The organism is Kitasatospora sp. NPDC056800, from assembly GCF_042789775.1.
GTDB lineage: Bacteria > Actinomycetota > Actinomycetes > Streptomycetales > Streptomycetaceae > Kitasatospora.
Genome location: NZ_JBHUAL010000143.1, coordinates 1 through 25,484, shown reverse-complemented (window position 1 = coordinate 25,484; position 25,484 = coordinate 1). Strand labels below are relative to the sequence as shown.

At 75.2% G+C, this 25,484-nt stretch carries 13 protein-coding genes; 5 read left to right on the top strand and 8 right to left on the bottom strand.

Annotated elements, in window-relative coordinates:
- Nucleotides 1–142: 142 nt before the first annotated feature.
- The 8 genes from ACFRQN_RS27285 to ACFRQN_RS27250 all read right to left on the bottom strand — a co-directional run bounded on the left by ACFRQN_RS27285 (nt 143) and on the right by ACFRQN_RS27250 (nt 7,926).
- A complete protein-coding gene (locus tag ACFRQN_RS27285; RefSeq protein WP_380742761.1) occupies nt 143–1,723 on the bottom strand; it encodes a long-chain fatty acid--CoA ligase in 1,581 nt (526 codons plus the stop codon).
- A gap of 23 nt (nt 1,724–1,746) precedes the next feature.
- Nucleotides 1,747–2,688, bottom strand: a complete 942-nt coding sequence (locus ACFRQN_RS27280; RefSeq protein WP_380742759.1) for an alpha/beta fold hydrolase — start codon at nt 2,686–2,688, stop codon at nt 1,747–1,749.
- Nucleotides 2,685–3,644 (bottom strand): 3-oxoacyl-ACP synthase III family protein, encoded by a 960-nt coding sequence (locus tag ACFRQN_RS27275; protein WP_117485579.1) that lies wholly within the window; start codon nt 3,642–3,644, stop codon nt 2,685–2,687. The genes ACFRQN_RS27280 and ACFRQN_RS27275 overlap by 4 nt, the downstream gene beginning before the upstream one ends.
- Nucleotides 3,641–4,453 (bottom strand): enoyl-ACP reductase FabI, encoded by an 813-nt coding sequence (gene fabI, locus ACFRQN_RS27270; RefSeq protein ID WP_380742757.1) that lies wholly within the window; start codon nt 4,451–4,453, stop codon nt 3,641–3,643. Before fabI ends, ACFRQN_RS27275 begins: the two co-directional genes overlap by 4 nt.
- Entirely contained in the window at nt 4,453–5,703 is a 1,251-nt protein-coding gene (locus tag ACFRQN_RS27265; RefSeq protein ID WP_074003124.1) for a beta-ketoacyl synthase, read from the bottom strand. Before ACFRQN_RS27265 ends, fabI begins: the two co-directional genes overlap by 1 nt.
- Nucleotides 5,700–5,954, bottom strand: coding sequence for an acyl carrier protein (locus ACFRQN_RS27260; protein WP_049652425.1), 255 nt, complete (start codon nt 5,952–5,954; stop codon nt 5,700–5,702). The genes ACFRQN_RS27265 and ACFRQN_RS27260 overlap by 4 nt, the downstream gene beginning before the upstream one ends.
- Before the next feature lie 85 nt (nt 5,955–6,039).
- Nucleotides 6,040–7,158: a radical SAM protein gene (locus ACFRQN_RS27255; protein ID WP_380742755.1), complete on the bottom strand. Its 1,119-nt coding sequence runs from the start codon at nt 7,156–7,158 to the stop codon at nt 6,040–6,042.
- A gap of 48 nt (nt 7,159–7,206) precedes the next feature.
- Nucleotides 7,207–7,926 (bottom strand): Phenylacetic acid catabolic protein, encoded by a 720-nt coding sequence (locus tag ACFRQN_RS27250; RefSeq protein WP_198959381.1) that lies wholly within the window; start codon nt 7,924–7,926, stop codon nt 7,207–7,209.
- Between the two features lie 398 nt (nt 7,927–8,324).
- On the opposite strand from ACFRQN_RS27250, the gene ACFRQN_RS27245 reads away from it, so the two are divergent.
- The 5 genes from ACFRQN_RS27245 to ACFRQN_RS27225 all read left to right on the top strand — a co-directional run bounded on the left by ACFRQN_RS27245 (nt 8,325) and on the right by ACFRQN_RS27225 (nt 25,448).
- Nucleotides 8,325–8,783, top strand: coding sequence for a PaaI family thioesterase (locus ACFRQN_RS27245; RefSeq protein WP_380742753.1), 459 nt, complete (start codon nt 8,325–8,327; stop codon nt 8,781–8,783).
- Nucleotides 8,784–8,932: 149 nt separating this feature from the next.
- Nucleotides 8,933–9,100, top strand: coding sequence for a hypothetical protein (locus ACFRQN_RS27240; protein WP_181970379.1), 168 nt, complete (start codon nt 8,933–8,935; stop codon nt 9,098–9,100).
- Nucleotides 9,101–9,309: 209 nt separating this feature from the next.
- Nucleotides 9,310–10,575 (top strand): MFS transporter, encoded by a 1,266-nt coding sequence (locus tag ACFRQN_RS27235; protein ID WP_049652429.1) that lies wholly within the window; start codon nt 9,310–9,312, stop codon nt 10,573–10,575.
- A gap of 192 nt (nt 10,576–10,767) precedes the next feature.
- Nucleotides 10,768–23,958: a MupA/Atu3671 family FMN-dependent luciferase-like monooxygenase gene (locus tag ACFRQN_RS27230; RefSeq protein ID WP_380742750.1), complete on the top strand. Its 13,191-nt coding sequence runs from the start codon at nt 10,768–10,770 to the stop codon at nt 23,956–23,958.
- Nucleotides 23,955–25,448, top strand: a complete 1,494-nt coding sequence (locus tag ACFRQN_RS27225) for a condensation domain-containing protein (protein ID WP_380742748.1) — start codon at nt 23,955–23,957, stop codon at nt 25,446–25,448. The genes ACFRQN_RS27230 and ACFRQN_RS27225 overlap by 4 nt, the downstream gene beginning before the upstream one ends.
- Nucleotides 25,449–25,484: the final 36 nt, after the last annotated feature.

The following is a 25,484-nucleotide window of genomic DNA, read 5'->3' as shown; positions in this document are numbered from 1 at the left end:
ACACCCTTTTGGGGGGGGCGGTGTCGTCCCTGGGTGGCTGCGGCGGGGTGGTCTCCCCCGGGGGGGGGGGCCCCGCCCCCGCCCCCCCCCCCCCCCGGGGCCGCTGGGCCCGGCCGGGACGGTACGGCTGCGGCGGGCCCGCTCAGCTCCCGGGCCGGCCCGGCTCGGCGGCGGGCACCACGACCTCGCGCTTGAGGATCTTCCCGGTCGGCCCCTTGGGCAGCGCGTCGACCGTCCACACCAGCCGCGGGTACTTGTACGGGGCCACCCGCTCCCGGACGAAGCCGCGGATCTCCTCCGGGGTCGCCGCGGCGCCCTCGCGCAGCACCACGGCGGCGGCCACCTCCTGGCCGTGGGTGGGGTGGGGGACGCCGATCACCGTGGCCTCGGCCACCGCCGGGTGCTCGTACAGCACGTCCTCCACCTCCCTCGGGTAGACGTTGAAGCCGCCGCGGATGATGACGTCCTTGCGGCGGTCGACGATCCGGAAGTCGCCCCGCTCGTCGCGGGTGCCGAGGTCCCCGGTGTGCAGCCAGCCGTCCCGGACGGTCCGCGCGGTGGTGTCCGGGCGGCCCCAGTAGCCCTTCATCACGTTGTGGCCCCGGATCACCACCTCGCCGACCGTGCCGTCCGGCACCTCCCGGCCGGACTCGTCGACGATCCGCATCCGCACCCCCTCGACCGGGATGCCGATGGTGCCCGCGATCCGCTCCCGGTCGCTGCGGTTGGCGCAGGCCAGCGGCGAGGACTCGGACAGCCCGTAGCCCTCCAGCACCACGCAGTCGAAGTCGGTCTCGAAGCCGCGCAGCACCTCCGGCGGCATCGGCGCGCCGCCGCCCAGGCACACCCGCAGCGAGGAGACGTCGTGCCCGGCGCGTCGCGGGTGGGTCAGCATCAGGGTGTACATGGTCGGCACGCCGAGGAAGACGCTCACCCGGTCGCGCTGGATCACCGCGAGGGCGGCCAGCGGGTCGAAGCGCCGCACCAGGGTCAGGCAGGCCCCGACGGCCACCGCGCAGTTGAGCCCGATCACCTGGCCGAAGGAGTGGAACAGCGGCAGCCCGCCGAAGATCACGTCCCGCTCGACCAGGCCCAGCACCTGGATACCGGCCCGCACGTTGCACACGATGTTGCGGTGGGTCAGCTCGGCGCCCTTGGGCGCCCCGGTGGTGCCGGAGGTGTAGAGGATGACCGCGGTGTCCTCTCCCCCGCGGCCCCCGGCGGCGGTCGGCGGGTCGGCCGGCTGCTCCGCGAGCGCCGCCGCGAGGGCGGCCGGCTCGACGGCGACCAGCCGGGTGCCGGTGCGCCGCGCGCCCTCGGCCGCCTCCTCGTCGCCCGTGTGCCAGGCGAGCAGCACGGCGGGCCGGGCGTCGCCGAGGCAGTGCTCGATCTCCCGGGCCTTCAGCAGCGGGTTCATCGGGACGACCACCGCCCCGGCGCGCAGGATGCCGTAGTACAGCACCGCGAACTCCGGCACGTTGGGCAGCAGGACGGCCACCCGGTCGCCGGGCGCGACGCCGAGCGCGGCCAGCCAGTGCGCGGCCCGGGCGCTGCGCGCCTCCAGGTCGGCGAAGCTCAGCACCTCCTCGTCGAGCCGCAGGACGGGGTGGGCCGGGCAGCGCGCGGCGGTCGCGGTGAGCAGGTCGGGGATGCCGTGCGGAAGGCCGGGGGCCCCGGGCGGCAGGTCGGCGCTGCGGTCGGACGGGGCGGGGACGACGGACATGCGGGCACTCCTCGGTCTGGTCCCTATACGGTCGGGCGGACGCCGCCGTGCGGAGCCGTGTCCGCCCCGGCTTCGGCGGGCGCGGCACCGCCCGCGGCCTCGGCGGCGGCGAGCATCCACGGGGCGATCCGCTCCACCAGCCCGCGGTTGTGCCGGATCCAGCGGAAGTGGTCCAGCGCCCGGCCGTCCGCCTGCTCGGCGGTGTAGCTCCAGCGCTCCACCCGGGCCGAGGGCAGCTTGGCGCACAGGTGGTCGACGGCCCGCGGCGGGGCGAGCTCGTCGCCCTGCACGTCCACCGCCAGCACCGGCAGGTCGACCCGGGCCAGCACCCGTTCGTAGTCGGTGACCGCGCCGCGCACCCGGTAGCGGCCGGTGCGCATCTGCCGCGCCCAGTCCCGCATCAGCCGGGGCGACTCCCGGCCGCCGAAGCCGAACCGCTCGCCCGGCCAGTGGCCGACCACGGCCGAGGCGACGATCGAGAACTGGCTCAGCGCCAGCCGCCGCAGGCCCGCCCGTACGCCGAAGGTCCGGTACCAGGCCGATCCGCTGGCCACCAGCACCGCGCCGGCCAGCCGGGGCCGGAACACCCCGCAGTGCACCAGGCCCAGCTGCCCGCCCAGGCTGTGCCCGAGCAGCAGGCGCGGCGCGCCCGGAAAGGCCCCGGCCACCGCGTCGAGCACCGCCCCGAAGTCCTGCTCCACCAGCTCGCGGAAGCCGAAGGCGACCCCGTGCCGGGGCACCGGCCGGCTCTCCCCGTGGCCGCGCAGGTCGCAGGTGGCCACGCTGAGGCCGGCCGCGTGCAGGGCGCGGACCAGCGGGGTGTAGTGCCGGGCGGCCGTCCCCATCGCCGGCAGGACGACCACCACCGGGGCGGCCGGCTCCGGCCGGGCCAGCGCCCGGACGGTGATCCGGGCCCCGTCCGGCGCGGCGATCTCGGCGATCACGGGGAACCGGGGGGTCTTCACTCCGCCGCCTCCCCACCGGCGCCGGGCCGCCAGCCGATCACCCCGGCGCCCCAGGTGATGCCCGCGCCGAACGCGGCCAGGCCGAGCAGCTTCGGGCCGTCCAGCAGGCCCTCCTCGCGGGCGTGGGTCAGGCCCAGCGGGATCGAGGCCGCCGAGGTGTTGGCGACCCGGTGGACGTTCAGGTAGAGCCGCTCCGGGGGCAGCCCGACCTCCTTGCCGACCGCGCGCACGATCCGGGCGTTGGCCTGGTGGGCGACGAACAGGTCGAGGTCCTCGCAGGTCAGGCCGCGCCGGGTGAGCACCTCCCGGGTGGCCTCCGACATCTTCTCCACCGCGTGGTCGAACACCTCCCGGCCGTCCATCCGCAGCTTGCGGTCGTCCCGGTCGGCGTAGAGCAGCGGGATCTGCTCGCCGTCGCTGCCGAGCGAGAAGCACGGGTCGGGCGCGCCGGGCACGTCGGCGACCACGGCGGCGCCGGCGCCGTCGGCGAGCAGCACCGCGGTGCCACGGTCCTCGTGGTCGGTGATCCGGGTCAGCGCGTCGGCGCCGCAGACCAGCACCGCCCCGGCCCGGCCGGTCTCGATCAGCGCGGCGGCGTGGTCCAGGCCGTAGACGAACCCGGCGCAGGCCGCGTGCAGGTCGAAGGCGGTGGCCTGCGGCATGCCGAGCCGGGCGGCGACCTCCACCGACACCCCGGGGGTGACCCGGTCGGGGGTGATGGTGGCGACCACGACGTGCCGGATGCTCGCCGCGGTGCGCCCGGAGCTGCGCAGCGCCTGTTCGGCGGCGGCCACCACGAGGTCGGCGAGCCGGCCGTCCGGCGGGAGGAAGCGGCGCTCCTCGATGCCGGTCCGTTTGACGATCCACTCCGGGGAGGCGCCGATCCGCTCGAAGTAGGCGTTGGGGACGACGCGTTCGGGCAGGGCGGCGCCCACGCCGACGATGGCGGGCGTCATGCCGCGCCTCCTTCCGCGAAGGCCGGTCCGGTGCCCATCCGGACGGCGTGCATCCCGCCGTCGGCGTGCAGGATCTCCCCGCTGACGGTGGCGGCGAGGTCGGAGAGCAGGAACAGCACCGGTCCGACCACGACGGCGGGGTCGGTGCGGACCCAGCCGAGCGGGGCCTCGGCCTGCCAGCGGTCGGCGATCCGGTCGAAGGTGCTGATCGCCTGCCCGGCGACGGTCTCCACCGGGCCGGCCGCCACCAGGTTGACCCGGATGCCGGACGGGCCGAGGTACATCGCCAGGTACCGGCAGACCGCGCCGAGCGCCGCCTTGCTGACGCCCATCCAGTCGTAGCCGGCCCAGGCGCCGCTGGCGTCGAAGTCCAGTCCGACGACGCTGCCGCGCCGCCCGTCCGCGCTGAGCAGCGGGGCGAGCGCGGTGGCCAGCGAGTGCAGGGAGACGGCGGCGGTGCGGAGCGCGAGGCCGGCGGCCTCCGGCGGGGTGGTGAGGAAGTTGCCGCTCAACGCCGTCTGCTGGGCGGCGGCAACGGCGTGCAGCACGCCGTCGACCCCGCCCCAGCGCTGCTCCAGCTCCTTGGCCAGCCGGGCGAAGTCCTCGGGCCGGGTGACGTCCAGTTCCAGCACCTCGACGGGGCGGGGCAGGACGTCCGCGGCCAGTTCGGTGATCCGCCGGGCCCGGCCGAAGCCGGTGAGCAGGACCTCGGCGCCCGCTTCCTGGAGCGCCCTGGCGGTGTGCCAGGCGATGGAGTCCTCGTTGAGCACCCCGGTGATCAGATAGCGGCGTCCGTGGAAGCCGAGCATCACTCCTGGCCTTTCGTCGTACCGGTCGTACCGGGTGCGTCGGCCGCCGCCAGCACCAGGGCCGCGTTGTGTCCGCCGAACCCGAAGGAGGTGGAGAGCCCGGCCCGCCGGCCGCCGGGCAGGGCGGGGGCGGCGAGCGGGGTGGCGTGGCGGATCAGGTTCAGCGGGCCGAGCTTCTCGTCGGGCTCGCGCAGCCCGACGGTGGGCGGGGCGGTGGCGTGGCGCAGCGCCTGCAGGGTGGCGATGGCCTCCACGGCGCCGGCCGCGCCGAAGAGGTGGCCGGTGCAGGACTTGGTGGAGGAGAGCGGGACGGCGTCCAGGGCCGGTCCGAGCGCCAGGCGCAGCGCCTCGCACTCGGAGCTGTCGTTGAGGACGGTCCCGGTGCCGTGGGCGTTGAGGTAGCCGAGCTGCCCGGGGCTGACGCCGGCCGCGTCGAGCGCCAGGGTGACGGCGCGGGCCGCGGTCTCGCCGGTCGGGTCCGGGGCGGTGAGGTGGTGGGCGTCGCAGGTGGAGCCGTAGCCGAGCACCTCGCCGAGCACGGTGGCGCCCCGGGCGGCGGCGCCGGCCTCGGTCTCCAGGACCAGGATTCCGGCGCCCTCCCCGATCAGCAGGCCGTCCCGGTCGCGGTCGAAGGGCACCGAGCGGCCGCTCTCGGAGAGCGCCCCGGCGGTGCGGAAGGCGGCCCGCACCAGCTCGGAGGTGGAGGCCTCGGCGCCGCCGACCACCACGGCGTCGGCGGCTCCGGCGGCGAGCAGCAGCAGGGCGGTGCCGATCGCCTGGGTGGCGCTGCTGCACGCCGAGGCCAGGCAGAGCGCCTCGCCCCGCAGGCCGTGGCGCTGGGCGATCTGCGAGGCCGCGGCGTTGGCCATCATGGCGGGCACCATGAGCGGGGAGACGAACTCCCCGCCCTGCTGCCGGAGCACCTCGGCCTGGGTCTCGAAGCTCGCCGTCCCGCCGAGCGCGCAGCCCACCACGCAGGCGACCCGCTCGGCGGGGTAGGGCGGCGGGCCGTCCGTCCATCCCGCCTGGGCCAGGGCCTCGGCGGCGGCCACGAGCGCGAGCTGGGTGAAGCGGTCGGTGCGGCGGATCTGCTGGCGCGACAGGTGGTCGGCGGGCCGGAAGTCCCGGCACAGTCCGAGCCCGTCGGCGAGCCCGCTCTCGCCGGCCACCGCCCGCCGGTGCAGCTCGTCGGCGCCCACGCCCAGCGGGGTCACCGCGCCCAGGCCCGTGACGACGGCCCGGGGCCTCACTCCAGCCCGGCCTTCCGGCGGCACAGGTCGAGCACCTCGCCGACGGTGTACAGCTGGTCGAAGTCCTTGGGCTTCACCGGGATGCCCAGCTGCTTGCGGATGGACTGGCTGAGCTCGACCATGTCGAGCGAGTCGATCTCCAGCTCGTCCAGGGCGGCGTCGTCGACGATGCCCTCGCGTTCGACGCCGAGGTCGACGAGGGCGTCGACGACGAAGTTCTCGATGGCGGTGCGGTCCAGTGTGTCGGGCATGGCTCTCCTCGTCCGCGCGGGGCGGCGGTGGCGGTGCGGGGGACGTACGGGCGGTGCCGTACGGGCGGCGGGCAGGGGCGCGGGCTCAGAGCGCCGGGCCGGCCTTGCTGGCGTGGTACGGGGCCCAGTGCCACTGCTGCCAGTAGCTCTCGGCGATGTCCAGCCACTGCTCCAGCCGGGCGGCGTCGTCCAGGAAGCGGTTGGCGCTGACCACCAGCCAGCTGTAGACGGCCTGGCTGTCCCGGCAGCCGCCGCAGTCGCCGGAGGTGCAGCAGAACTGGAGCGACTCGTAGTCGGCGCCCCAGACGTTGAAGCCGGGGATGACCGGGTTGCCGTTGGCGACACGGTCCTCGTGCTCGGGGGCGTCGACGCTGAGGCTGGGGCAGACGTCGTAGCCGAACCGGCCGCCCCAGTGCGTCCGGCCGGTGACCAGGGTCCGGATGAAGTACGGGTGGCTCACCACCGCCTGCGGGTACAGGTCCTTGACCCGCTGCGCCTCGTCCAGCACCCGCTGCTCGTTGGCGATCTTCAGCGGGGTCTCGGTGCCGTGCTCGCTGTAGAAGTTGAAGGTGACGATGTTGCCGTTCTCGGCGATCTTCCGCACGGTGGGCTCGATGTGCTCGACCCCGGCCTCGGAGAGCGCGTAGATGAACAGCACCCGCTGGTCGTCGCGGTAGTGCTTGAGCGCGGTGTCGAACAGGCCGGTGAACTTGGAGCCGTTGACCCGGATCGCGCGCAGGTCGTCGTCGAGCGGGCCGCCGCCGAAGATGCTGACCGCGATGGCGATCTTCTCGAAGCCCTGCTTGGGCATCGGGCGCAGGCCGTTGGTGGAGATGGTGATGTACGGCAGCTGTTCGACGAAGGCCTCGACCCGGCGCGGGACGAGGGTGGGCTCGCCGCCGATCAGGGTGGCCTGGTTGACGCCGTCGTCCGCCAGCTTGCGGGCGAAGGCCCGGATGCGGTCCAGGTCGGACAGCTCCTTGACGGCCGTGTCGAAGCCGCCCTCGAAGTACCAGCAGCCCTTGCAGCGGATGTTGCAGGTGTTGGTGAGGTGGACCTCGCAGGAGCGGACCTCGCGCCCCAGCCGGCGCAGCCGGTGCAGGCGTTCGGCCAGGTCGGGCCGGTCCGCGATGAGTTCGGCGGTGCGCGCCTTGGCCTCGCGTCGGCTCAGCGGGCGTTGTTCGATGGTGACGGGTGTTGCCATGGCGATGGGCTCCTCGGGAGTGGCGGGATCGGCGTGCTGCTGTTCCCGCTACTCCGGGAGGCGCAGACCCAGGTTCTTGATGCGCGGGGTGACCTTCTCCCGCCACAGGTCGCAGGCCTCGCCGTTGGTGGTCTGCCGCAGGCCGAAGCGGACGGCCAGCTTGGCGCGCTCGGAGCGCGGGCTGCCGAAGATCCGGATGAAGGTCGGCCACAGCCGGTCCAGGGCCTGCTGGAGCTGCTCGCGGCCGTCGTCGGTGGCGGCGAGGTTGCGGCACACCCGGGCGCCGTGGGCGATGTGCACCTTCTCGTCGAGGATGATCGTGCGCACCGCGTCGGCCCAGGGCCGGTAGCTGCTCTGCGCGAACTCGGAGATCATCACCATCGCGGTCTCCTCGCCGATGTAGGAGAAGATCCCGCGCTCGGCCCAGGTGGTGCAGGTGTGGAACTCCTGGGCGCGGAACAGGTTCCGATCGGCCAGGGTCTGCTTCTCCATGTAGGTGGTGTCCACGCCGACCTCCGCGAGGACCCGCTTGCCGATCTTGTAGTGGTCGTACTCCTCGGCGGCGCGCTCGGCGCAGACCTGCCGCTCCTCCGCGTCGGGGGCCAGCGGCAGGAAGACCTGCACGTAGTCGTCGCCGCCGGAGAGCTCCCCCTCGGTGTTGACCACCATGCCGCGGATGGCGATCTCCCGGTACTCCTCCGGCATCGCCAGGAACTCGTCGGGAGTACGGACCACCACCGCCTCGTCGTCCAGAATGGAAATACCCATGGCGCAACACCCCGTCTCTGAAGCAGGACTCTGAAGCAGGACATGGTCGGGCATGAACGGGTGGGGGCCCGTTTTCCACCGAGGCCCCTGACGACCACAAGGAAAATGACGCCGCCCCCCAGCGGCCGGCGGAGTTCCGCATCGGCTCCGCTGAACTTCCTCGGAGAGTAGGTGCTGCATTTTGGGCCGAACAAGGTCCCTTACGAATCGTGCCGAGCGGATTCGGCCACCGGACGGCACCGGAGCGGCCGGTTCCGGCCGTCACGACACCGCCAGGACATGCGCAATTATCATGGCCGCAACGGATCTTGGCGGTTGACCACGGCAAACGAAGCTGGCCGGAAGCGGGCCTGGACCGCCCCGGGCGCACCACCGGGCAGACGGTTACGCTGAGCCCCATGACCACCGACTCGAACACGGCGGTCGCCACCGTCGACGTCCTCCTGGGCCCCGATCAGCTCAATGACCTGATCACCGACCAGTTCCCCGACTACGCCGCCTGCCGGGTGACCGGGGTGGACGGCCGGACCCTCACCATGGCCGTGGACGGCGACCGGCTGCGCACCCGCCCGGGCGGCACCGTCTCGGGCCCGGAGCAGGCCGGCCTGTGCGACCTGGCCGCGTTCCTCCTGATCAACGCCCGGCTCGGGCCCACCCTGATGGCGCTGACCAGTTCGCTGCAGATCAGCTTCCTCAACCGGCCGCGGCCCGGGGCGCTGCGCGTGCACGCCAGGACGGCCAAGTTCGGGCGCCGGCTGTGCGTGGTACTGGCCGAACTGCTGGACGCCGACGAGGTCCTGGTGGCCAGCGCCACGCTGACCTACGCGATCCCGCCGGCCCGCCCCGAGACGGCCTGACGGCCCCCTCCCCTCCGCACCCCGCGCCACGGCTTCGCCCCGCCGCCGCTCCGACCCCGGCGGCCGGACGAATCCGACATCACGAATACGGGGTGGGGTATATTGGCGGCATGGCTCCGCCCCTGGGAGCCCGGAGAACGGAGCACGACATGTGCCGACGAGTCGCCTGCCGCACCTGCGGGAAGCCGGGCTTCGCCGGGTGCGGAATGCACGTGGAGCAGGTCCTGGCCGGGGTGCCGAAGTCCGCCCGGTGCGACTGCGCCGAGCAGGGCCGCAAGGGCAAGGGCTGGCTCGGCAGGCTGTTCGGCCGCAGCTGATCCCACCCCGCGCCCGCCCCCACCCACATCCCACGCCTGTCCGTACGCCAACAACTGGCCAGCGTGGCGTAAAAGGTGACAGTAAGTCGGCCGAGTTCACGATCTTTCGGACAGGAGACGATCTCGGTATTGATCTACGGACCGGTCACCTCTAGGTTGCGGTGCAATGTCACACTGAGCCGCCCTACGGCGTCCCCGGGGGGAATACCGTGCCGGACACCGCACTGGATGCACCGCAACTCGCCACGACCAAGCTGCCCCGGCCCTTCTACCGGCTGGCCGCGGGCGATGCCCTGAACACCTACGGCAGCCAGCTCGACCTCGTCGCGCTGAGTCTGTTCGCCTACGAGGCCTCCGGGAACGCGCTCGGCACGGCCGGGTACCTCGTCCTGCGACTGTCCGGCGGCCTCGCCGGCGGGCTGGTCGCCGGACGGCTGGTGGCCCGGCTGGACCGCCGGCGGCTGATGACGGGCTGCGCCCTGGCCCAGGCGCTGGCGCTGGTCGTCGTCGCCCTCGTCCCGGCCTCGCTGCGCATCCCCGTCCTCTACCCGCTCGCCGTGGTCCTCGGCGGCGCCGCCGCCGTGGCCGCCGTCGCCCTGCGGACCAGCATCCCCGAGATGGTCGGCGCCGAACGCCGCGCCCGCGCCAACAGCCTGATGGCGAGCTGCCGTTCCACCGCGATGGTGCTCGGCTTCGCCTCCGCGGGCGTGGTGGTGGCCTGGGCCGGATTCCGGGCCGCGCTGCTCATCGACGCGACCAGCTTCGTCCTGTTCGGGGCACTGGTGGTCCGGCTGCCGCTGCCCACCCGGGCCGCGAAGGCGGAGGAGCCCGCGGCCCCGCCGGAGGACCCCGCCCCGACAACCGGCAAGCGCCGCCCCCGGTGGCAGGCCCTGGTCGTCCTGCGGGCCGCCCCCGTGGTGGGCGCCATGGCGGGGATCCGGCTGCTGGACGCCTTCGGCTCCTCCGCCCACAACATCAGCCTGCCGGTCTTCGCCAACCAGTCGTCGCCCGACAACCCGGCCGCCCTGCTCGGCACCTTCTGGGCCACCTGGGCGATCGGCAACCTCGGCGCCCAGCAGCTGGTCTCCCGGTTCATGCTGCGCCGGGGCATCGAGCCCGGCGAGCGCGGCTTCGCGCTGGGCACCTGTCTGATGTCCGCCTGCTTCATCCTGGTCTTCACCGACCTGCCGACCCCGCTCTTCCTGCTGGTCGCGATCGGCGCCGGCCTCGGCGACGGATTCACCGAGATCTCCTACACCACCCGGATCCAGGCCCTCGCCGACGAGCGACGCGGCGAGGCCTTCGGCATCCTCACCTCCGCCGAGAACGTCGGCATGGGCACCGGGATGCTGCTGAGCGGCTCGCTGCTCGCGGTGCTCAGCCCGCTCACCGTGGTCGGCGTCTCACACGCCGTCCCGATCGTGCTGGCGCTCGCCTTCCTGGTGATGGTCGCCCGCGCCCGCCGCCGCCGCTGAGCAGACGGCACACCACCGCACACCTCCGCACACCACCGCACGTCCGCGGACACCTCCGCGCACCCGCGTACCCGCACACCTCCGCACACCCGGCGCCCCCGCGCCGTACGCGCCACTCACCTCCGCTCCCCCTCCCTGACCCGGGGCGGCCCACACCCGCGCCCCGGCACCGATCCGAAAGGTGCCGAAATCATGAGTCCCACCGGTCCCGACCACGGCCGGCTGCGCACCCTGGAAGCCCGGCTGCTGCTACGCCCCGAGATCGCCGACTGCGCGCTGCTGCCCGTCGAGCACGAGAACGGCCGCCCCGGCCTGCTGGCCTACCTGGTCCCCGCCGTCGACGGCGATCCCGAGGCCCTGCGCCGCCGGGCCGCCGCGGCGCTGCTGGACGCCGACCCGAGCGCCGAAGTACACCTCCTGGACGGCATCGTCCGCACCCCCGAGGGCGAACCGGACGCCGCCGCCCTGGCCGCGGCGCTCACCCGGCCGCCCACCGCACCCGGCCCCGCCCTGCGCCACCTGCGCGAACTCACCGACCGCTGGCGGCCGTTCGGGGAGGGCCCGGCGACGGCCGGCGCCTCCCCGGCGCAGCCCACGGCCGCCCCCGGGGAGGCCGACTCCGAGCGCCCCGACGCCGAGGACCCCGGGACGGAGGCCGTCGGCGCCCCGCTGCCCGCCCCCGGGCCGGACGCGCCCCGGACACTGCCCGAGGCACTGCTGCGCGCCGCCGACCTGCACCCCGACCGCGGACTGCACCTGATCCGGGCGGGCGGCGAGGCCACCAGGATCACGTACCGTCAACTCCTCGGCCGCTCCCGCGAGATCCTCGCCGTACTGGCCGCCGCCGGGCTGCGGGCCGGGGACCGGGTGATCCTCCAGGTCCCGGAGCCCGAGTACTACTTCCCCACCCTGTGGGCCTGCTTCCTGGGCGGGATGCAGCCGGTGACGGTCGCCCGCCCGCCGGACTACCACGAGCGCAACCCCGTGCTGGAGAAGCTCTGGCACGCCTGGCAGACCCTGGAGGAGCCGCCGGTGCTCGTCTGCGGGCCCGCGGTGGCGGGCCTGGAGCGGCTCGGGGAGCTGTACCCGGCGCCGGGCCTGCGGGTGATCGCGGTCGACCGGCCCGCCGAGGGCGGGCTGCCGGACGGCCCCGCCCCCGAGCACGCCCCCGTCCCCGCCGACGTCGCGATGCTCCAGCTCTCCTCCGGCAGCACCGGACGCTCCAAGGCGGTGCAGATCACCCACCGCGGCATCCTGGAGTACGTGGCGGGGGCCGTCGCCCAGGGCACCGAGCCGGGCGACGGCACGGTCAACTGGCTGCCCCTGGACCACGTCGCCGGACTGCTGATGTTCCACCTGCGCGACGTGGTACTGGCCGCCGACCAGGTGCAGATCCCCACCGAACTCGTGCTCGCCGACCCACTGGTCTGGCTGGACGCGCTGGAGCGCTACCGGGCGGCGCACTCCTGGTCGCCCAACTTCGGCTTCCGGCTGGTCGCCGAGGCCGTCCGGGCCGCCGGGCCGGACCGCCGCTGGGACCTGTCCTCGGTCAAGTCGCTGATCAACGCCGGGGAGCAGTGCACCGAGGCGGTGATCGACGAGTTCCTGGCCGCCACCGCCCCGTTCGGCGTCCGCCCCGGCCACGTGCTGCTGGCCTGGGGCATGGCCGAGACCTGCACGGCGATCACCTACAAGCGCTACGACGAGGACGGCGCCCGCCGCCTGGTGCGCACCGACTCGCTGACCGGCCGGCTGGAGCCCGCGGACCCGGCCTCCGCGGAGCGCGGCACCGCCTTCCTCAGCATGGGCCGGCCCGCGCCCGGCACCCGGATGCGGGTGGCCGACGACGCCGGACGGGCGCTGCCCGAGCTCCGCGTCGGCCGGCTCCAGGTCCACTCCGGCCGGGTGACGCCGGGCTACCTGAACAACCCGCCGGCCAACCAGGAGGCCTTCGTCGGCGACGACTGGTTCGACACCGGGGACCTGGCCTTCCTGGTCGACGGCGAGGTGGTGCTCACCGGCCGTCGCAAGGAGATCATCATCGTCAACGGCGTGCACTACTTCTGCCACGAGCTGGAGGACGTGGTGGCCTCCGTGGCGGGGGTGCGCTCCGGGCACGTCGCGGCCTTCGGGGTGCCGGACGAACGCACCGGCACCGAGCAGCTGGTGATCGCCTACGTCCAGAGCGCCCCGGACGCGCCCTCGGCGCCGGTCGCCGCCGAGGTGCGGCAGCTGCTGGCGGCCCGCCGGCAGCCGGCCCCCGCCCTGGTGCTGCCCGTCCCGGCGGCCGACTTCCCGCGCACCACCAGCGGCAAGATCCAGCGCACCGCGCTGCGCGGGAGGCTGCTGGACGGCGAACTCGACGACCACATCGTCGCGCTGGACCTGGCCGAGGCCAACTCCCGGACGCTGCCGGACTGCGTGCGGCAGCTCGGCTGGGAGGCCCGCCCGGTGGCGGCGGACCAGGCCTCCCCACCGGCCTCCTTGGCCGAGGAAACGATCCTGCTGCTCGGCCCCTCCGGCCCCGGCACCCTCACCGAGGCCCTGGCCGCCGCCCTGCCGAACGCCCTGGTGGTGGACCGCCCGCCGACCGCCGACCCCGAGGACTGGCTGCGGGCCCTCGGCGACCGGACGGCCGACCGGCTGGTCTACCTGTGGAGCGCGACGCCCGACACCCCGGACCAGGCGCCGGACGAGGCACTGCTCGCCCTGCTGCGGGCGCTCCCGACGCGGGCCCCGGTCCGCGAGCTGGTCTCCGTCAGCGCCGGGTTGCACGCCGTGCTCCCCGGTGAACTCCCCAACCCCCGGGCCGCGTTGACCGCCGCACTGGCCGCCGGCGCACGGGCCGAGCAGCTGGTGCCCGCCGCCCGGCACCTCGACCTGCCGGGCGGGGCGCCGGTCGCGGATCAGGCCGCCGCACTGCTCGCCCTGCTCGCCGACCCCCGCCCCGAGCCCGAGTCCGCCTGGCGCGCCGGCCGCCCCTGGGTCCCCCGGCTGGCACCGGCCGAGGCTGCCCCCGAACCGGCCGGGGACGGCTGCTCACTGCTCACCCCCGGCGCCCGCTACCTCGTCACCGGCGGCCTCGGCGGGATCGCCGCCGAGCTGCTGCCCGGACTGCTGCGCGAGTACGGCTCCCGGCTGCTGATCGTCGGCCGCAGCGACCTGGACGCCCCGACCGCCGAGGCGGCCGAACGCCGGGCCGCGCTGCGCCGACTGGCCGCCCAGGGTGGTCAGGTCACCTACCGCCAGGCCGATGTGACGAACCGTCAACAACTGGCGGAGGTGCTCGCCGAGGCCGAGCGGGAGTGGCAGGCACCGCTGGACGGCGTGCTCCACCTGGCCGGCGGCTACCGGCTCACGCTCCTCGCCGACACCGGCACCGAGGACTGGCGCGAGGCCGTCCGGACCAAGGCCGAGGGCACCGACCACCTCATCGAGCTGGTCCGGCAGCGCCCCGGCGCCCAGTTCGTCGCCTTCTCCTCGATGATCGGCCTCCAGGAGGCGGTCGGCTCCACCGGGTACGCCGCCGCCAACCGCTACCTGGAGAGCACCGTCGAGCGGCTGCGCCGGGAGACCGGCACCCCGGCCTGGACGATCTCCTGGGGCCTGTGGAGCGGGGTCGGCATGAACCGCGACACCGAGAACGAGCAGGCCGCCGCCGGCCGGGGCATCGCCGTGCTGAGCGCCGCGCACGGCCGCCGGCTGGCCGCCCTGCTGCTGGCCGGCGCCCCGGGCCACCGGTACGCCGGTCCGGACCCGAGCTCCCCCGCCGCCCGGCGCCGCCTGCTCGCCACCGCGCCCCGCCCGGTGGCCGCCGCCGCGCCGACGCCGGTCACCGCCGAGCCGGCCGCCCGGCCCGCCACGGCACCCGGCCCCGGGCACACCGCCCCGTCCGGGCTGCGCCGACTGGTCCTGGACGCCTTCGAGTCCGTCCTCGACACCCCGCTGGACCCGGGCCGCCCGCTCGCCGAACTCGGCATCGGATCCCTCCAGTTGATGCGGGTGCACGGCGCGCTCAGCGCCGCGCTGCCCACGCCCCCGGCACCCACCGAGCTGTTCCGCCACCCCACCGTGGACGCCCTGATCGCCCACCTGTCCGCCGAGCCGGCCACGCCCACCACCGCGGCCGCCGCCCCCGTCGCCGGGCCGGGCGACGACCGCCGGGTGGCGATCGTCGGCCTGGCGATGCGCCTGCCGGGCGCCGACACCCCCGAGCAGTACTGGCGGAACATCGTCGAGGGCGTCCGGAGCACCACCCGGTTCACCGAGGAGGAGCTGGCGGCGGCCGGACTGCGCCCGGAGGAGTACCGCCACCCCGACTTCGTCCCGGTCACCGGCGCGCTCACCGGCACCGACGAGTTCGACGCCGAGGCCTTCGGCATCAGCGGCACCGAGGCGGCCCTGATGGACCCGCAGCAGCGCCTGCTGCTGGAGATCTGCCGCCAGGCCCTGGAGGACGGCGGCTACGACGCGCCGGACCCGGAGCGCCGGGTCGGGGTCTTCGCCGGCACCGGGATGACCCTCTACGCGCTGCGCACCTACTACCAGCACACCCTGGCCACCACCGCCGACCCGTCCGAGCCGGTCGCCGCCCTGCAGACCGCGATCGGCAACCAGGCCGACTTCGCCGCCACCCGGGTCGCCTACCGGCTGGGCCTCACCGGCCCGGCGATCGGCGTGCAGACGGCCTGCTCCACCTCGCTGGTCGCGGTGCACCTGGCCGTCCAGTCGCTGCTCTCCGGTGACTGCGAACTGGCCCTGGCCGGGGCCGCCGCCCTGCACATCCCGCAGGCGGCCGGCTACCGCTACGAGGAGGGGTCGATCCTCTCCCCCGACGGCGCCTGCCGGGCCTTCGACGCCGACGCGGGCGGCACCGTCGGCGGCAACGGCGTCGCCGCCGTGCTGCTCAAGCGCCTCGACCGGGCGCTGGCCGACGGCGACACCGTGCACGGGGTGATCCTCGGCTCCGCCGTCAACAACGACGGCGGCCGGAAGGTCGGCTACACCGCGCCCAGCGTCGACGGGCAGGCGGCCGTGGTCGGCCGGGCCCTGGACCTGGCGGGCGTGCCGGCCGACAGCATCGGCTACATCGAGGCCCACGGCACCGGCACCCCGCTCGGCGACCCGATCGAGTTCCGGGCACTGGCCCAGGCCTTCCGCGCCCGGACCGAAGCAGCCGGATTCTGCTCGCTCGGCTCGGTCAAGCCCAACATCGGCCACCTGGACACCTGCGCCGGGATGGCGGGCCTGATCAAGGCGCTGCTGGTGCTGCGGCACGGCACCATCCCCCCGCTGGTGAACTTCACCAGCCCCAACCCCGCGCTGGAACTGGCCGACAGCCCGTTCCGGCTCGCCGCCGAGCGCCGGGACTGGCCGGACGGCCCCACCCCGCGCCGGGCCGGCGTCAGCGCGCTGGGCGTCGGCGGCACCAACGCCCACCTGGTGCTGGAGCAGGCGCCCGCGGCCCCGGCCGTCGAACCGCGACCGGCGCCGACCGTGCTGCCGCTGTCCGCCCGCACCGCCCAGGGCCTGACCGAACTGGCCGGGCTGCTCCGCGACCGGCTGGACGCCGAACCCGCCCTCGCGCCCGGCGACCTGCCGCTCACCCTCGGCGCCGGCCGGCGCGCGCTGCGCCACCGGCTGGCCGTCACCGGCCCCGACCCGGCCGCCCTGCGCAAGGGCCTGGACGCCTTCCTGGCGGGCCGGACCACCGCCGGCGCGGCCCACCGCGAGGTGGGGCGCGGCGAGGTCCTGCCGGTGCTGCTCTTCACCGGCCAGGGCGCCCAGTACCGGGGCATGGCCGCCGAGCTGTACCGGGCCTTCCCGGTCTTCCGCGCCGTCCTGGACGAGTGCGACCGGCTGCACCGCGAGAACTGGGGCGAGCCGCTGCTGCCGCTGCTGCTCGACCCCGCGCCGCAGGGCACCGAGGACGGCTGGACCACCGAGGCGGCGCAGCCCGCGCTGTTCGCCCTCCAGGCGGCCTACCTGCGGCTCTGGCAGGAGCTCGGGCTCCGTCCCGCCGCCGTCGCCGGGCACAGCGCCGGGGAGTACGCGGCCTTCCACGCGGCCGGCGCGCTCGACCTGGCCGACGGGATGTTCCTGACGGCGCTGCGCGGCCGGCTGATGCACCGGCTGACCGAACCGGGCGCCATGACGGTGGTCTCGGCCGGCCTGGACCGGCTGGCCGGGCTCGGCGACTGGCTGCCCGGCGTGGACCTGGCCGTGGTCAACGGCCGGGGCCAGTGCGTGCTGGCCGGCCCGCCCCGCGAGATCGCCGCCGCCGAGGCCGTGCTGGCCGCCGACGGGGTGACCACCGAACGGCTGGCCAGCGACCGGGCGTTCCACTCCCGCCTGCTCGACCCGATGCTCGACCCCTTCCGCGACCAGCTGGCCCGGCTGCTCCTGCGGCCGCTGGCCGTCCCGCTGGTCAGCAACCTCGGCGGCGAGGTGCTGGCCCCCGGGACCGTCCCGACGCCCGAGTACTTCCTCCGGCAGACCCGGGAGACCGCCCGGTTCGACCAGGTCCTCGCCGCACTGGACGGGCAGGGCCACGAGCTCTTCCTGGAGATCGGCCCGCACCCGACGCTGACCGGCATGGGCCGCCGGGAGCTGCCGGAGCGCCACTTCGTCGCCGGCGGCCGGCGCGGCGCCTCCCCGGAGCAGCAGTTCGACACCGCCGCGGCCGCGCTCTGGTCGTACGGCGTCCCACTCGACTGGGCCGGCTTCGCCGCCGCCCGGGACTGGCCGGACGGACCGGCCCGCCGCGTCCCGCTGCCGACCACCGTCTTCCAACGCCGCCGCCACTGGTTCACCGCCCCCGACCGGCCGACCACCGAGGACCCCGCCATGCGCCAGGACCCACCCCAGCAGACCGCTCCGGCCGCTGAACCGGCCGTCGCACTTGCCGCCTCACCTGCTGCTACACCCGCTGCTTCACCGACTCCGAGCCCCGAGGAGCTGGCCGGGCAGGCCGTGCTGCGGGAGGTCGTCGAGCAGACGGCCCGCCAGCTCGGCTACGACGAGGCCTCGGTCGGTGCGGACGAGCCCTTCTTCGACCTGGGCGCCGACTCGCTGTCGATGATCAACATGATCCGGGACCTGGAGCGCGCGTTCCGGGTCCGGGTGTCGATGCGCGAGCTGTTCGAGGACGCCGACACCCCGGCCCGGCTGGCCGGGCTGATCGCCTCCCGGCTGGAGCCGGCCGTGCTGGCCACGCTGCTGCCGGCCGCCGAGCCGGAGCCCGTGGCGGTGCCCGAGCCGGTGGCAGCGCCGGTGGCGGCTCCAGCCCCGACCGCCCCGGTCGTCCAGGCTGCTCAGGCCCCGGCTGCTCAAGCACCGGTTGTACAAGCACCGGAGCCGCTCGCCCAGGCCCCGGCTCCGCAGCCCGTACCCGCCGCACCCGTACCCGCCGCCCCGGCGGCCCCCGCCGCGCTGCCCCCGGTCACCGACGGCACCGGCCTGATCGAGCGCCAGCTCGCGCTGCTCGGCCAGTTCTCCGACCTGATGCGCGACCAGCTCGGCCTGCTGGCCGGCGGCGCACCCGCGCTCCCCCCGGCGCCCGTGCCCGCGGCCCTGCCCCCGGCCGCCGTACCGGCCGCCGCGCAGGTCCCGACGCCCGCCGCCGCACCCACTGCCGTCGCTCCCGCCCCCGTCGCCGAGGCACCCGCCACCGAGAGCCCGGCCCCGGCCGCCCCGCAGGTGCACGGCCCCCGGGTGACGGTCTCCCGCGAGTCCGGCATGGCCGCCGGCGGCCTGACCGACCAGCAGCGCGCCCACGTGGACGAGCTGGTCGCCCGCTTCACCGCCCGCACCACCGCCTCCAAGGCGATCACCCGCCGCCACCGCCGCACCCTGGCGGACAGCCGCGCCGTGGTCGGCTTCCGCTCCGGCACCAAGGAGATGCTCTACCCGCTGGCCGCCCGCCGGGCCCGGGGCTCCCGGCTGGAGGACGTCGACGGCAACCCGTACGTCGACATCACCATGGGCTTCGGCGTCCTGCTCTTCGGCCACGACCCGGAGTTCGTCTCCGAGGCCGTCCGCGAGCACCTGTCCTCGGGCCTGCGGCTGGGCCCGCGCGGCCCGGAGACCGGTGAGGCCGCCGAGCTGCTGGCCGAGCTGACGGGCACCGAGCGGGTCGCCTTCGCCAACTCCGGCACCGAGGCGAACGCCGGGGCGATCCGGCTGGCCCGCGCGCACACCGGCCGGGACAAGATCGTCATGTTCGAGGGCTCCTACCACGGCCACTCCGACCAGACCCTGGGCCGGACGCTGGGCCGCGGCGCCGACCGGGAGACCGTCCCGGTGTCCATCGGCATCCCGGGCAGCGCGGTCGCCGACCTGCTGGTGCTGCGGTACGGCGACCCGGAGAGCCTCAAGGTCATCGAGGAGCACGGCGACCGGATCGCCGCCGTCCTGGTCGAGCCGGTGCAGAGCCGCCACCCCGGCCGCCAGCCCGTCGACTTCGTCCGCTCGCTGCGCGAACTGACCACCCGGCTCGGCATCGTGCTGGTCTTCGACCAGATGCTCACCGGCTTCCGCCCGCACCTGCGCGGCGCCGAGGGCTTCTGGGGCGTCACCCCGGACATGTCCACCTACGGCAAGGTGCTGGGCGGCGGCTACCCGATCGGCGCGATCGCCGGACGGGCCGACATCATGGACGGGATCGACGGCGGCCACTGGGACTACGGGGACGACAGCTACCCGCCCAAGGACACCACCTTCTTCGGCGGCACCTACATCCAGCACCCGCTGGCGATGACCGCCGCGGGCGCGGTGCTGCGCCACCTCAAGGCGGCCGGCCCCGGCCTCCAGGAGCGGCTGAACGCCCGCACCGACGAGCTGGCGACCACCCTGAACACCTTCTTCGAGGAGGAGGAGTTCCCGCTGCGGCTGGCCCACTTCGGCTCGCTCTTCCGGTTCGAGCCCCGGGCCGACATGGAGCTGCTCTTCCCGCACCTGCTGACCCGCGGGGTCTACGTGTGGGAGTGGCGCAACTTCTTCCTCTCCACCGCCCACACCGACGGCGACCTGGAGTTCGTGGCCGACGCGGTCCGCGAGTCGCTGCGCGACCTGCGGCGCGGCGGCTTCTTCCCGGCCTCGCCCGGCGTCCGCCTGCCGGCCCCGCGGCCGGCCGCCGAACTCCCGGCGCCCGCCGCGACCGTACCCGCCGAGACGGTGGGCGGCGCCCCCGCCCCGGCCCTCCCGTACGAGCCGGTCAGCGACCCGCAGCGGCCGGTGGACTTCAGCCTCTACTTCTTCGGCGACTACCCGCTGGACTCCCCGGACGACGAGAAGTACCGCATCGTCCTGGAGAGCGCCCGCTTCGCCGACCGGCACGACTTCCACTCCGTCTGGCTGCCGGAGCGCCACTTCCACTCCTTCGGCGGCATCTTCCCCAACCCCTCGGTGCTGGCCGCCGCGCTGGCCCGGGAGACCAGCCGGATCCGGCTGAACGCGGGCTGCGCCGTGCTGCCGCTGCACCACCCGGTGCGGGTGGCCGAGGAGTGGTCGGTGGTCGACAACCTGTCCGGCGGCCGAGTCGGCCTGGGGTGCGCGAGCGGCTGGCACCCCAACGACTTCCTGTTCTTCCCCGAGCGCTACGGCAGCCACAAGGAGCTGATGCACCGGCAGATCGACACCATCCGGTCGCTGTGGCGCGGCGAGCCGTACCAGGGCCGCAACGGCAACGGTGAGCCGATCGAGGTGACCCTCCACCCGCGCCCGCTGCAGGACCTGCCGCCGATGTTCACCGCGATCGTCGGCAACCCGGACAGCTTCCGCGAGGCGGCCCGGCACGACCTCGGCGTCATCACCAACCTGATGACCCAGGACGTCGCCCAGCTGGCCGAGAACATCGCGGTCTACCGGCGCACCCGCGCCGAGCACGGCCTCGACCCCGAGGCCGGCCGGGTGGTCGTGCTGGTGCACACCTACCTGGGCACCGACCTGGCCACCGCCCGCGAGCAGGCCTACCGGCCGTTCTGCCACTACCTGCGCTCCTCGCTCTCGCTGTTCGGGCAGATGGCCAACAGCCTGGGCCTGACCCTGGACTTCGCGAACGCCCGCGAGGAGGACCTGGAGTACGTGCTGGAGCGCGCGTACGAGCGGTACTGCGCCTCCCGCGCGCTGATCGGCACGCCGGAGAGCGTCCAGGGGGTGCTGTCCGAGCTGCGGGCGGCCGGCGCCGACGAGATCGCCGCCTTCGTGGACTTCGGCCTCTCCCCTGAACTGGTGGCGACCGGGTTGCCACAGCTCGACGTCCTGCGCCGGGACACCCTGCGCGGCGCCCGACTGTCGTACGCCCAGCAGCGGATGTGGTTCCTGCACCGGATGCTGCCCGACGGCGGCCAGTACAACGAGGTCAAGGCGATCGCCCTGGACGGCCCGCTCGACCCGCAGGCGCTGGACACCGCGCTGCGCCGGCTGGTCGAACGCCACGTGGCGCTGCGCACCGTCTTCCGGGAGCAGGACGGCGAACCGTTCCAGCAGGTGCTGGCGCCGCCCGCCGGCCCGGTCCTTCAGCGGATCACGGCCGACCCGGCCGCCGAGGACGCCGTCGCCGACCTGGTCGCCGCCGAGGGCGCGCACCGCTTCGACCTGGCCGAGGGCCCGCTGTTCCGGGCCCTGCTGCTGGAGCAGGCGGCCGAGCGGCACGTGCTGGTCCTGTCGATGCACCACATCGTGATCGACACCCTGTCCACCGTGGTGATCACCCGCGAGCTGGGCGAGCTGTACCTGGCCGCCCAGGAGGGCCGGGCCGCCCACCTGCCGGTGCTGACCACCGGCCCGGCCGCCGAGGCCGCCCGGGAGCGGGCCCGGGTCGCCGAGGGCGAGTACGACGGGAGCCTGGCCCACTGGCGCAAGGTGTTCGGCGGCGGCGACCTGCCGGTGCTGGCGCTGCCCACCGACCGGCCGCGCCCCGCGGTGCCGGACGGTCGCGGCCGCTCCTTCGTCCACCATCTGCCCGCCGAACTCTCCGACGGCCTGCGGGAGTTGGCCCGTTCCAAGCGCTCGACCCTGTTCATGGTGCTGCTGACCGGCTTCGCCGGCGTCCTGCAGCGCTACGCCGGCCAGGACGAGATCGTGCTGGGCACCCCGGTGGCCAACCGGGCCGAGGGCACCGAGGACCTGGTCGGGTTCTTCGTCAACACGCTGGCGCTGCGCCTGGACCTGTCCGGCGAGCCGGCCTTCGCCGAGGCGCTGGGCCGGGTCCGCTCCACCGCGCTGGACGCCTACGAGCACCAGCAGCTGCCCTTCGAGGTGCTGGTGCAGGAGCTGAACCCGCAGCGCGACACCAGCCGCAACCCGCTGTTCCAGGTCATGGTCGAGTTCGAGAACCACATGGTCTTCGAGCTGGACCTGCCCGGGGTGACGGCCCGACCGCTGGACCACGTCGCCGACCGCGCCGCCTTCGACCTGACGCTCTTCCTGACCAGCCTGCCCGACGGCATCCGCTGCCACGTGGAGTACGCCGACACCCTGTTCGACCGGGCCACCGTCGACCGGCTGCTCGGCGCCTTCGAGCGGCTGCTCACGGCCGCGGTAGCCGACCCGGAGCGGCCGCTCGCCGAACTGGCCGTGGCGCCCGCCGACACCGCCCTGGAGTGCGGACCGGCCGCCGCCCAGGACCCCGAGCACCCGCTGGCCACCATCGCCGCGACCGCGGCCGAGCGGCCCGAACAGACCGCGGTGGTCGCCGCCGACGGCAGCGAGACGGACTACCGGACGCTGCTGGCCCGCTCCGAGGAGCTGGCCGGCCGGCTGCTCGCGGCCGGCGTCCGCGAGGGCAGCCGGGTGGGCGTGCTGCTCCCCCGCTCGCTGGACCTGGTGGCCGGGCTGCTCGCCATCCTGCGCCTCGGCGCCGTCCACGTCCCGGTCGACGTCCTCCAGGGCCCCGAGCGCTGCCGGCTGATCGTCCAGGACAGCGCGCCGGTCGTCCTGCTCACCACCACGGACGACGCCCCGAAGGAGCTCGGCCTGACCGTGCCGACGGTGCTCACCGGCACCGCCCCGGCCGACGCCGACCCCGCCGCGCTGCCCCCGCTGCCCGCCCCCTCGGCGCAGGCGCCCGCGTACCTGCTGTACACCTCCGGGTCCACCGGCCGCCCCAAGGGCGTGCTGATGCACTCGCTGGCCCTGGCCCACTTCGTGGCCTGGAACGTCGCCGACCACCCCGCGGCCCGCACCCTCCAGTACGCCTCCTGCGGGTTCGACGTCAGCGTCCAGGAGATCCTCACCACGCTGGCCGGCGGCGGCACCCTGCTGCTGATCGAGGAGGAGACCCGCTACGACGTGACGGCGCTGGCCGCCGTCGTCCGGGCCACCCGGGCCGAACGGGTCCACCTGCCGTACACCCCGCTGGCCGCACTGGCCGACGCGCTCGGCGAGGAGCCGGTGCCGCACCTGCGGGAGCTGATCTCGGGCGGCGAGCAGGTGCTGCTCACCCCCGGGCTGCGGGCCTTCCTGGGCCGCAACCCCGGCTGCCGGCTGGTCAACCACTACGGCCCGACCGAGACCCACGCGCTGACGGCCGGTGAGATCGAACCGGACGGCCCGGAGTACGCGCCGATCGGCCGCCCGACCCCGGGCAGCCGGATCGTGCTGCTCGACGCCTCCGGACGCCGGGTGCCGCCCGGCGCGGTCGGTGAGATCCACGCCCTCGGCGTCCAGGTCGGCATCGGCTACATCGGCCGCGACGAGGAGAGCGCCGCCGTCTTCACCGACACCCCCGACGGCCGGAGCTACCGCACCGGCGACCTCGGCCGCTGGCGCCCGGACGGCCGCCTGGAGTACCTCGGCCGGGCCGACCGCCAGGTCAAGGTGCGCGGCTACCGGGTCGAGCCGGGCGAGATCGAGACCGTGCTGCTGGGCCTGCCCGGCGTGCACGCCGCCGCCGTGACGGCACGCCGCACCCCGGCGGGCACCGTGCTCGCCGGGTACGTCGGATGCGCGGCCGCCGACCTGCCCGGGATCGCCGACCGCCTGGCCGACCTGCTGCCCGACTACATGGTCCCGAGCCTCTGGGCCACCGTCGACACCCTGCCGTTCACCCCGCACGGCAAGCTGGACACCGCCGCCCTGCCCGAGCCGCGCCCGCTCGGCGCGGACGAGCCGCAGGCCGCCCCGGCCACCAGGCTGGAGCGCACCCTGCAACAGCTCTGGGAGGAGGAGCTCGGCCGCCCCGCCGGGGTGGAGACCTCCTTCTTCGACCTCGGCGGGCACTCCCTGGCCGCCACCCGGCTGCTGAACCGGGTCCGCGAGGAGACCGGCGTGCGGATCGGCGTCCTGGACTTCTTCCGCCGCCCGACCATCCGCGCGATGGCCGCCCACCAGCCGGCCGCCGAGCAGGCCCCGGCCCCGGCCTTCGAGGAGGGCACCCTGTGAGCACACCGGACGTGAGCGCGGCGGAGGAGACGGACGAAGGGTGGGCGCGGCTCCTCAAGCTGCTCGACGAGCGCGAGATCGTACTGCGCACCACCGGTGAGAAGCTCGGCTACCTGGCCCCCGCGGGCGCGATGGACGAGGAGGTCACCGGCCTCGTCCGGGCCCACCGCGACCGGCTGCTGACCACCCTCACCGGCGACGGGGCGGCGCTGTCCGCCGCCCCCGCCGGGGTGACCCAGTGGCGGCTGCGCAAGGCCCACCTCGCGGCGGCCGATCCGGCGGTGTGGAACATCACCCACCGGATCACCCTGTGCGGGCCACTGGAGCCCGAGCGGCTGGCCGCCGCGCTGACGGCGGTGACCGAGCGGCACGAGAGCCTGCGGACCCGGTTCCTGGAGACCGAGCTCGGGGGGCTCCAGCAGGTACTGCCGAACACCCCGCTGAACGTCCCGGTCGACGACCTGCGCGGGCTCGCGCCCGCCGAACGGGACGCGGCCCTCGCCGCGGCCCTGGAGGCCGAGGTCGCCCGCCCGTTCGACCTGACCGCGCCCCCGCTGCTGCGCGCCCGGCTGCTGCGCCCGGCGGCGGAGGAGTGGGTGCTGCTGCTGACCATCCACCACATCGCGGTGGACGGCTGGTCGCTGGCCACCGTGCTGGCCGACCTGAGCGCGCTCTACCGTACGGGCGGGCCGCTGCCCGGGGAGGCCGGCCGGATGACCGACCACGCCTGCTGGGAACGGACGGTGGTCAACCGGGCCTCCATGGCGGCGGCCGCCGACCACTGGGCCGAGGTCCTCGGCGGCGCCTCGCTCGCGGCGGACCTGCCCACCGACCGGCCGCGTCCCGAACAGCGCTCCGGGCTCGGCGAGACGGCCGAGTTCCGAGTCCCGGCGGCGGTGGCCGAGGCGGTCGGGCGCTACGCCGCCGCCCGTTCCACCACCGCCTCGGCCGTCGTCGTCGCCGCCTTCGCCCGGCTGCTCGGCTCGCTCAGCGGCGCGTCGGAGACGCTGATCCTGCTCTCCAACGCCAACCGCAGGCGGCCGGCCGACGAACGGGTGGTCGGCCTGCTCACCAGCAGCATGCCGATCCTGGTGCCCACCCGGAGCGAGAGCGGCTTCGGGGCCCTGGTGGACCACGCCGCCGAGGCGATCGCCTCCGCCCTCGACCACTCCCTGATGCCGTTCGGCCTGCTGGTCGAACCGCTGCGGGAGCGCGGCGTCCCCATGCCCGTCGGCTACCCGCAGGTCGTGCTCGCCGTCCAGAGCACCCCGCCGATCGGCCTCGACCTCCCCGGCCTGACCGCCGAGATCGAGGACATCCCCGGCCACTCCGCCCGCGCCGACTGCGCGTTCTCGCTCACCCCGGACACCGACGGCTACCTCGGGCAGGTCGAGTACGACGCCGACCTGTTCGACCCGGGCACCGTCCGGGGCTGGCTGGACGCCCTGGTCGCGGACCTGGCCCGGCAGTTGGAGGTCCCGCCCGGGTGACCGGACAAACCCGGAGGCCCCGGTGGGCGGCGTACC

Coding starts and splice junctions, on each gene's coding strand:
- ACFRQN_RS27285 (WP_380742761.1), bottom strand. CDS start 1,723: ATGTCCGTCGTCCCCGCCCCGTCCGACCGCAGCGCCGACCTGCCGCCC.
- fabI (WP_380742757.1), bottom strand. CDS start 4,453: ATGCTCGGCTTCCACGGACGCCGCTATCTGATCACCGGGGTGCTCAAC.
- ACFRQN_RS27240 (WP_181970379.1), top strand. CDS start 8,933: ATGTGCCGACGAGTCGCCTGCCGCACCTGCGGGAAGCCGGGCTTCGCC.
- ACFRQN_RS27255 (WP_380742755.1), bottom strand. CDS start 7,158: ATGGCAACACCCGTCACCATCGAACAACGCCCGCTGAGCCGACGCGAG.
- ACFRQN_RS27250 (WP_198959381.1), bottom strand. CDS start 7,926: ATGGGTATTTCCATTCTGGACGACGAGGCGGTGGTGGTCCGTACTCCC.
- ACFRQN_RS27230 (WP_380742750.1), top strand. CDS start 10,768: ATGAGTCCCACCGGTCCCGACCACGGCCGGCTGCGCACCCTGGAAGCC.
- ACFRQN_RS27275 (WP_117485579.1), bottom strand. CDS start 3,644: ATGACGCCCGCCATCGTCGGCGTGGGCGCCGCCCTGCCCGAACGCGTC.
- ACFRQN_RS27260 (WP_049652425.1), bottom strand. CDS start 5,954: ATGCCCGACACACTGGACCGCACCGCCATCGAGAACTTCGTCGTCGAC.
- ACFRQN_RS27245 (WP_380742753.1), top strand. CDS start 8,325: ATGACCACCGACTCGAACACGGCGGTCGCCACCGTCGACGTCCTCCTG.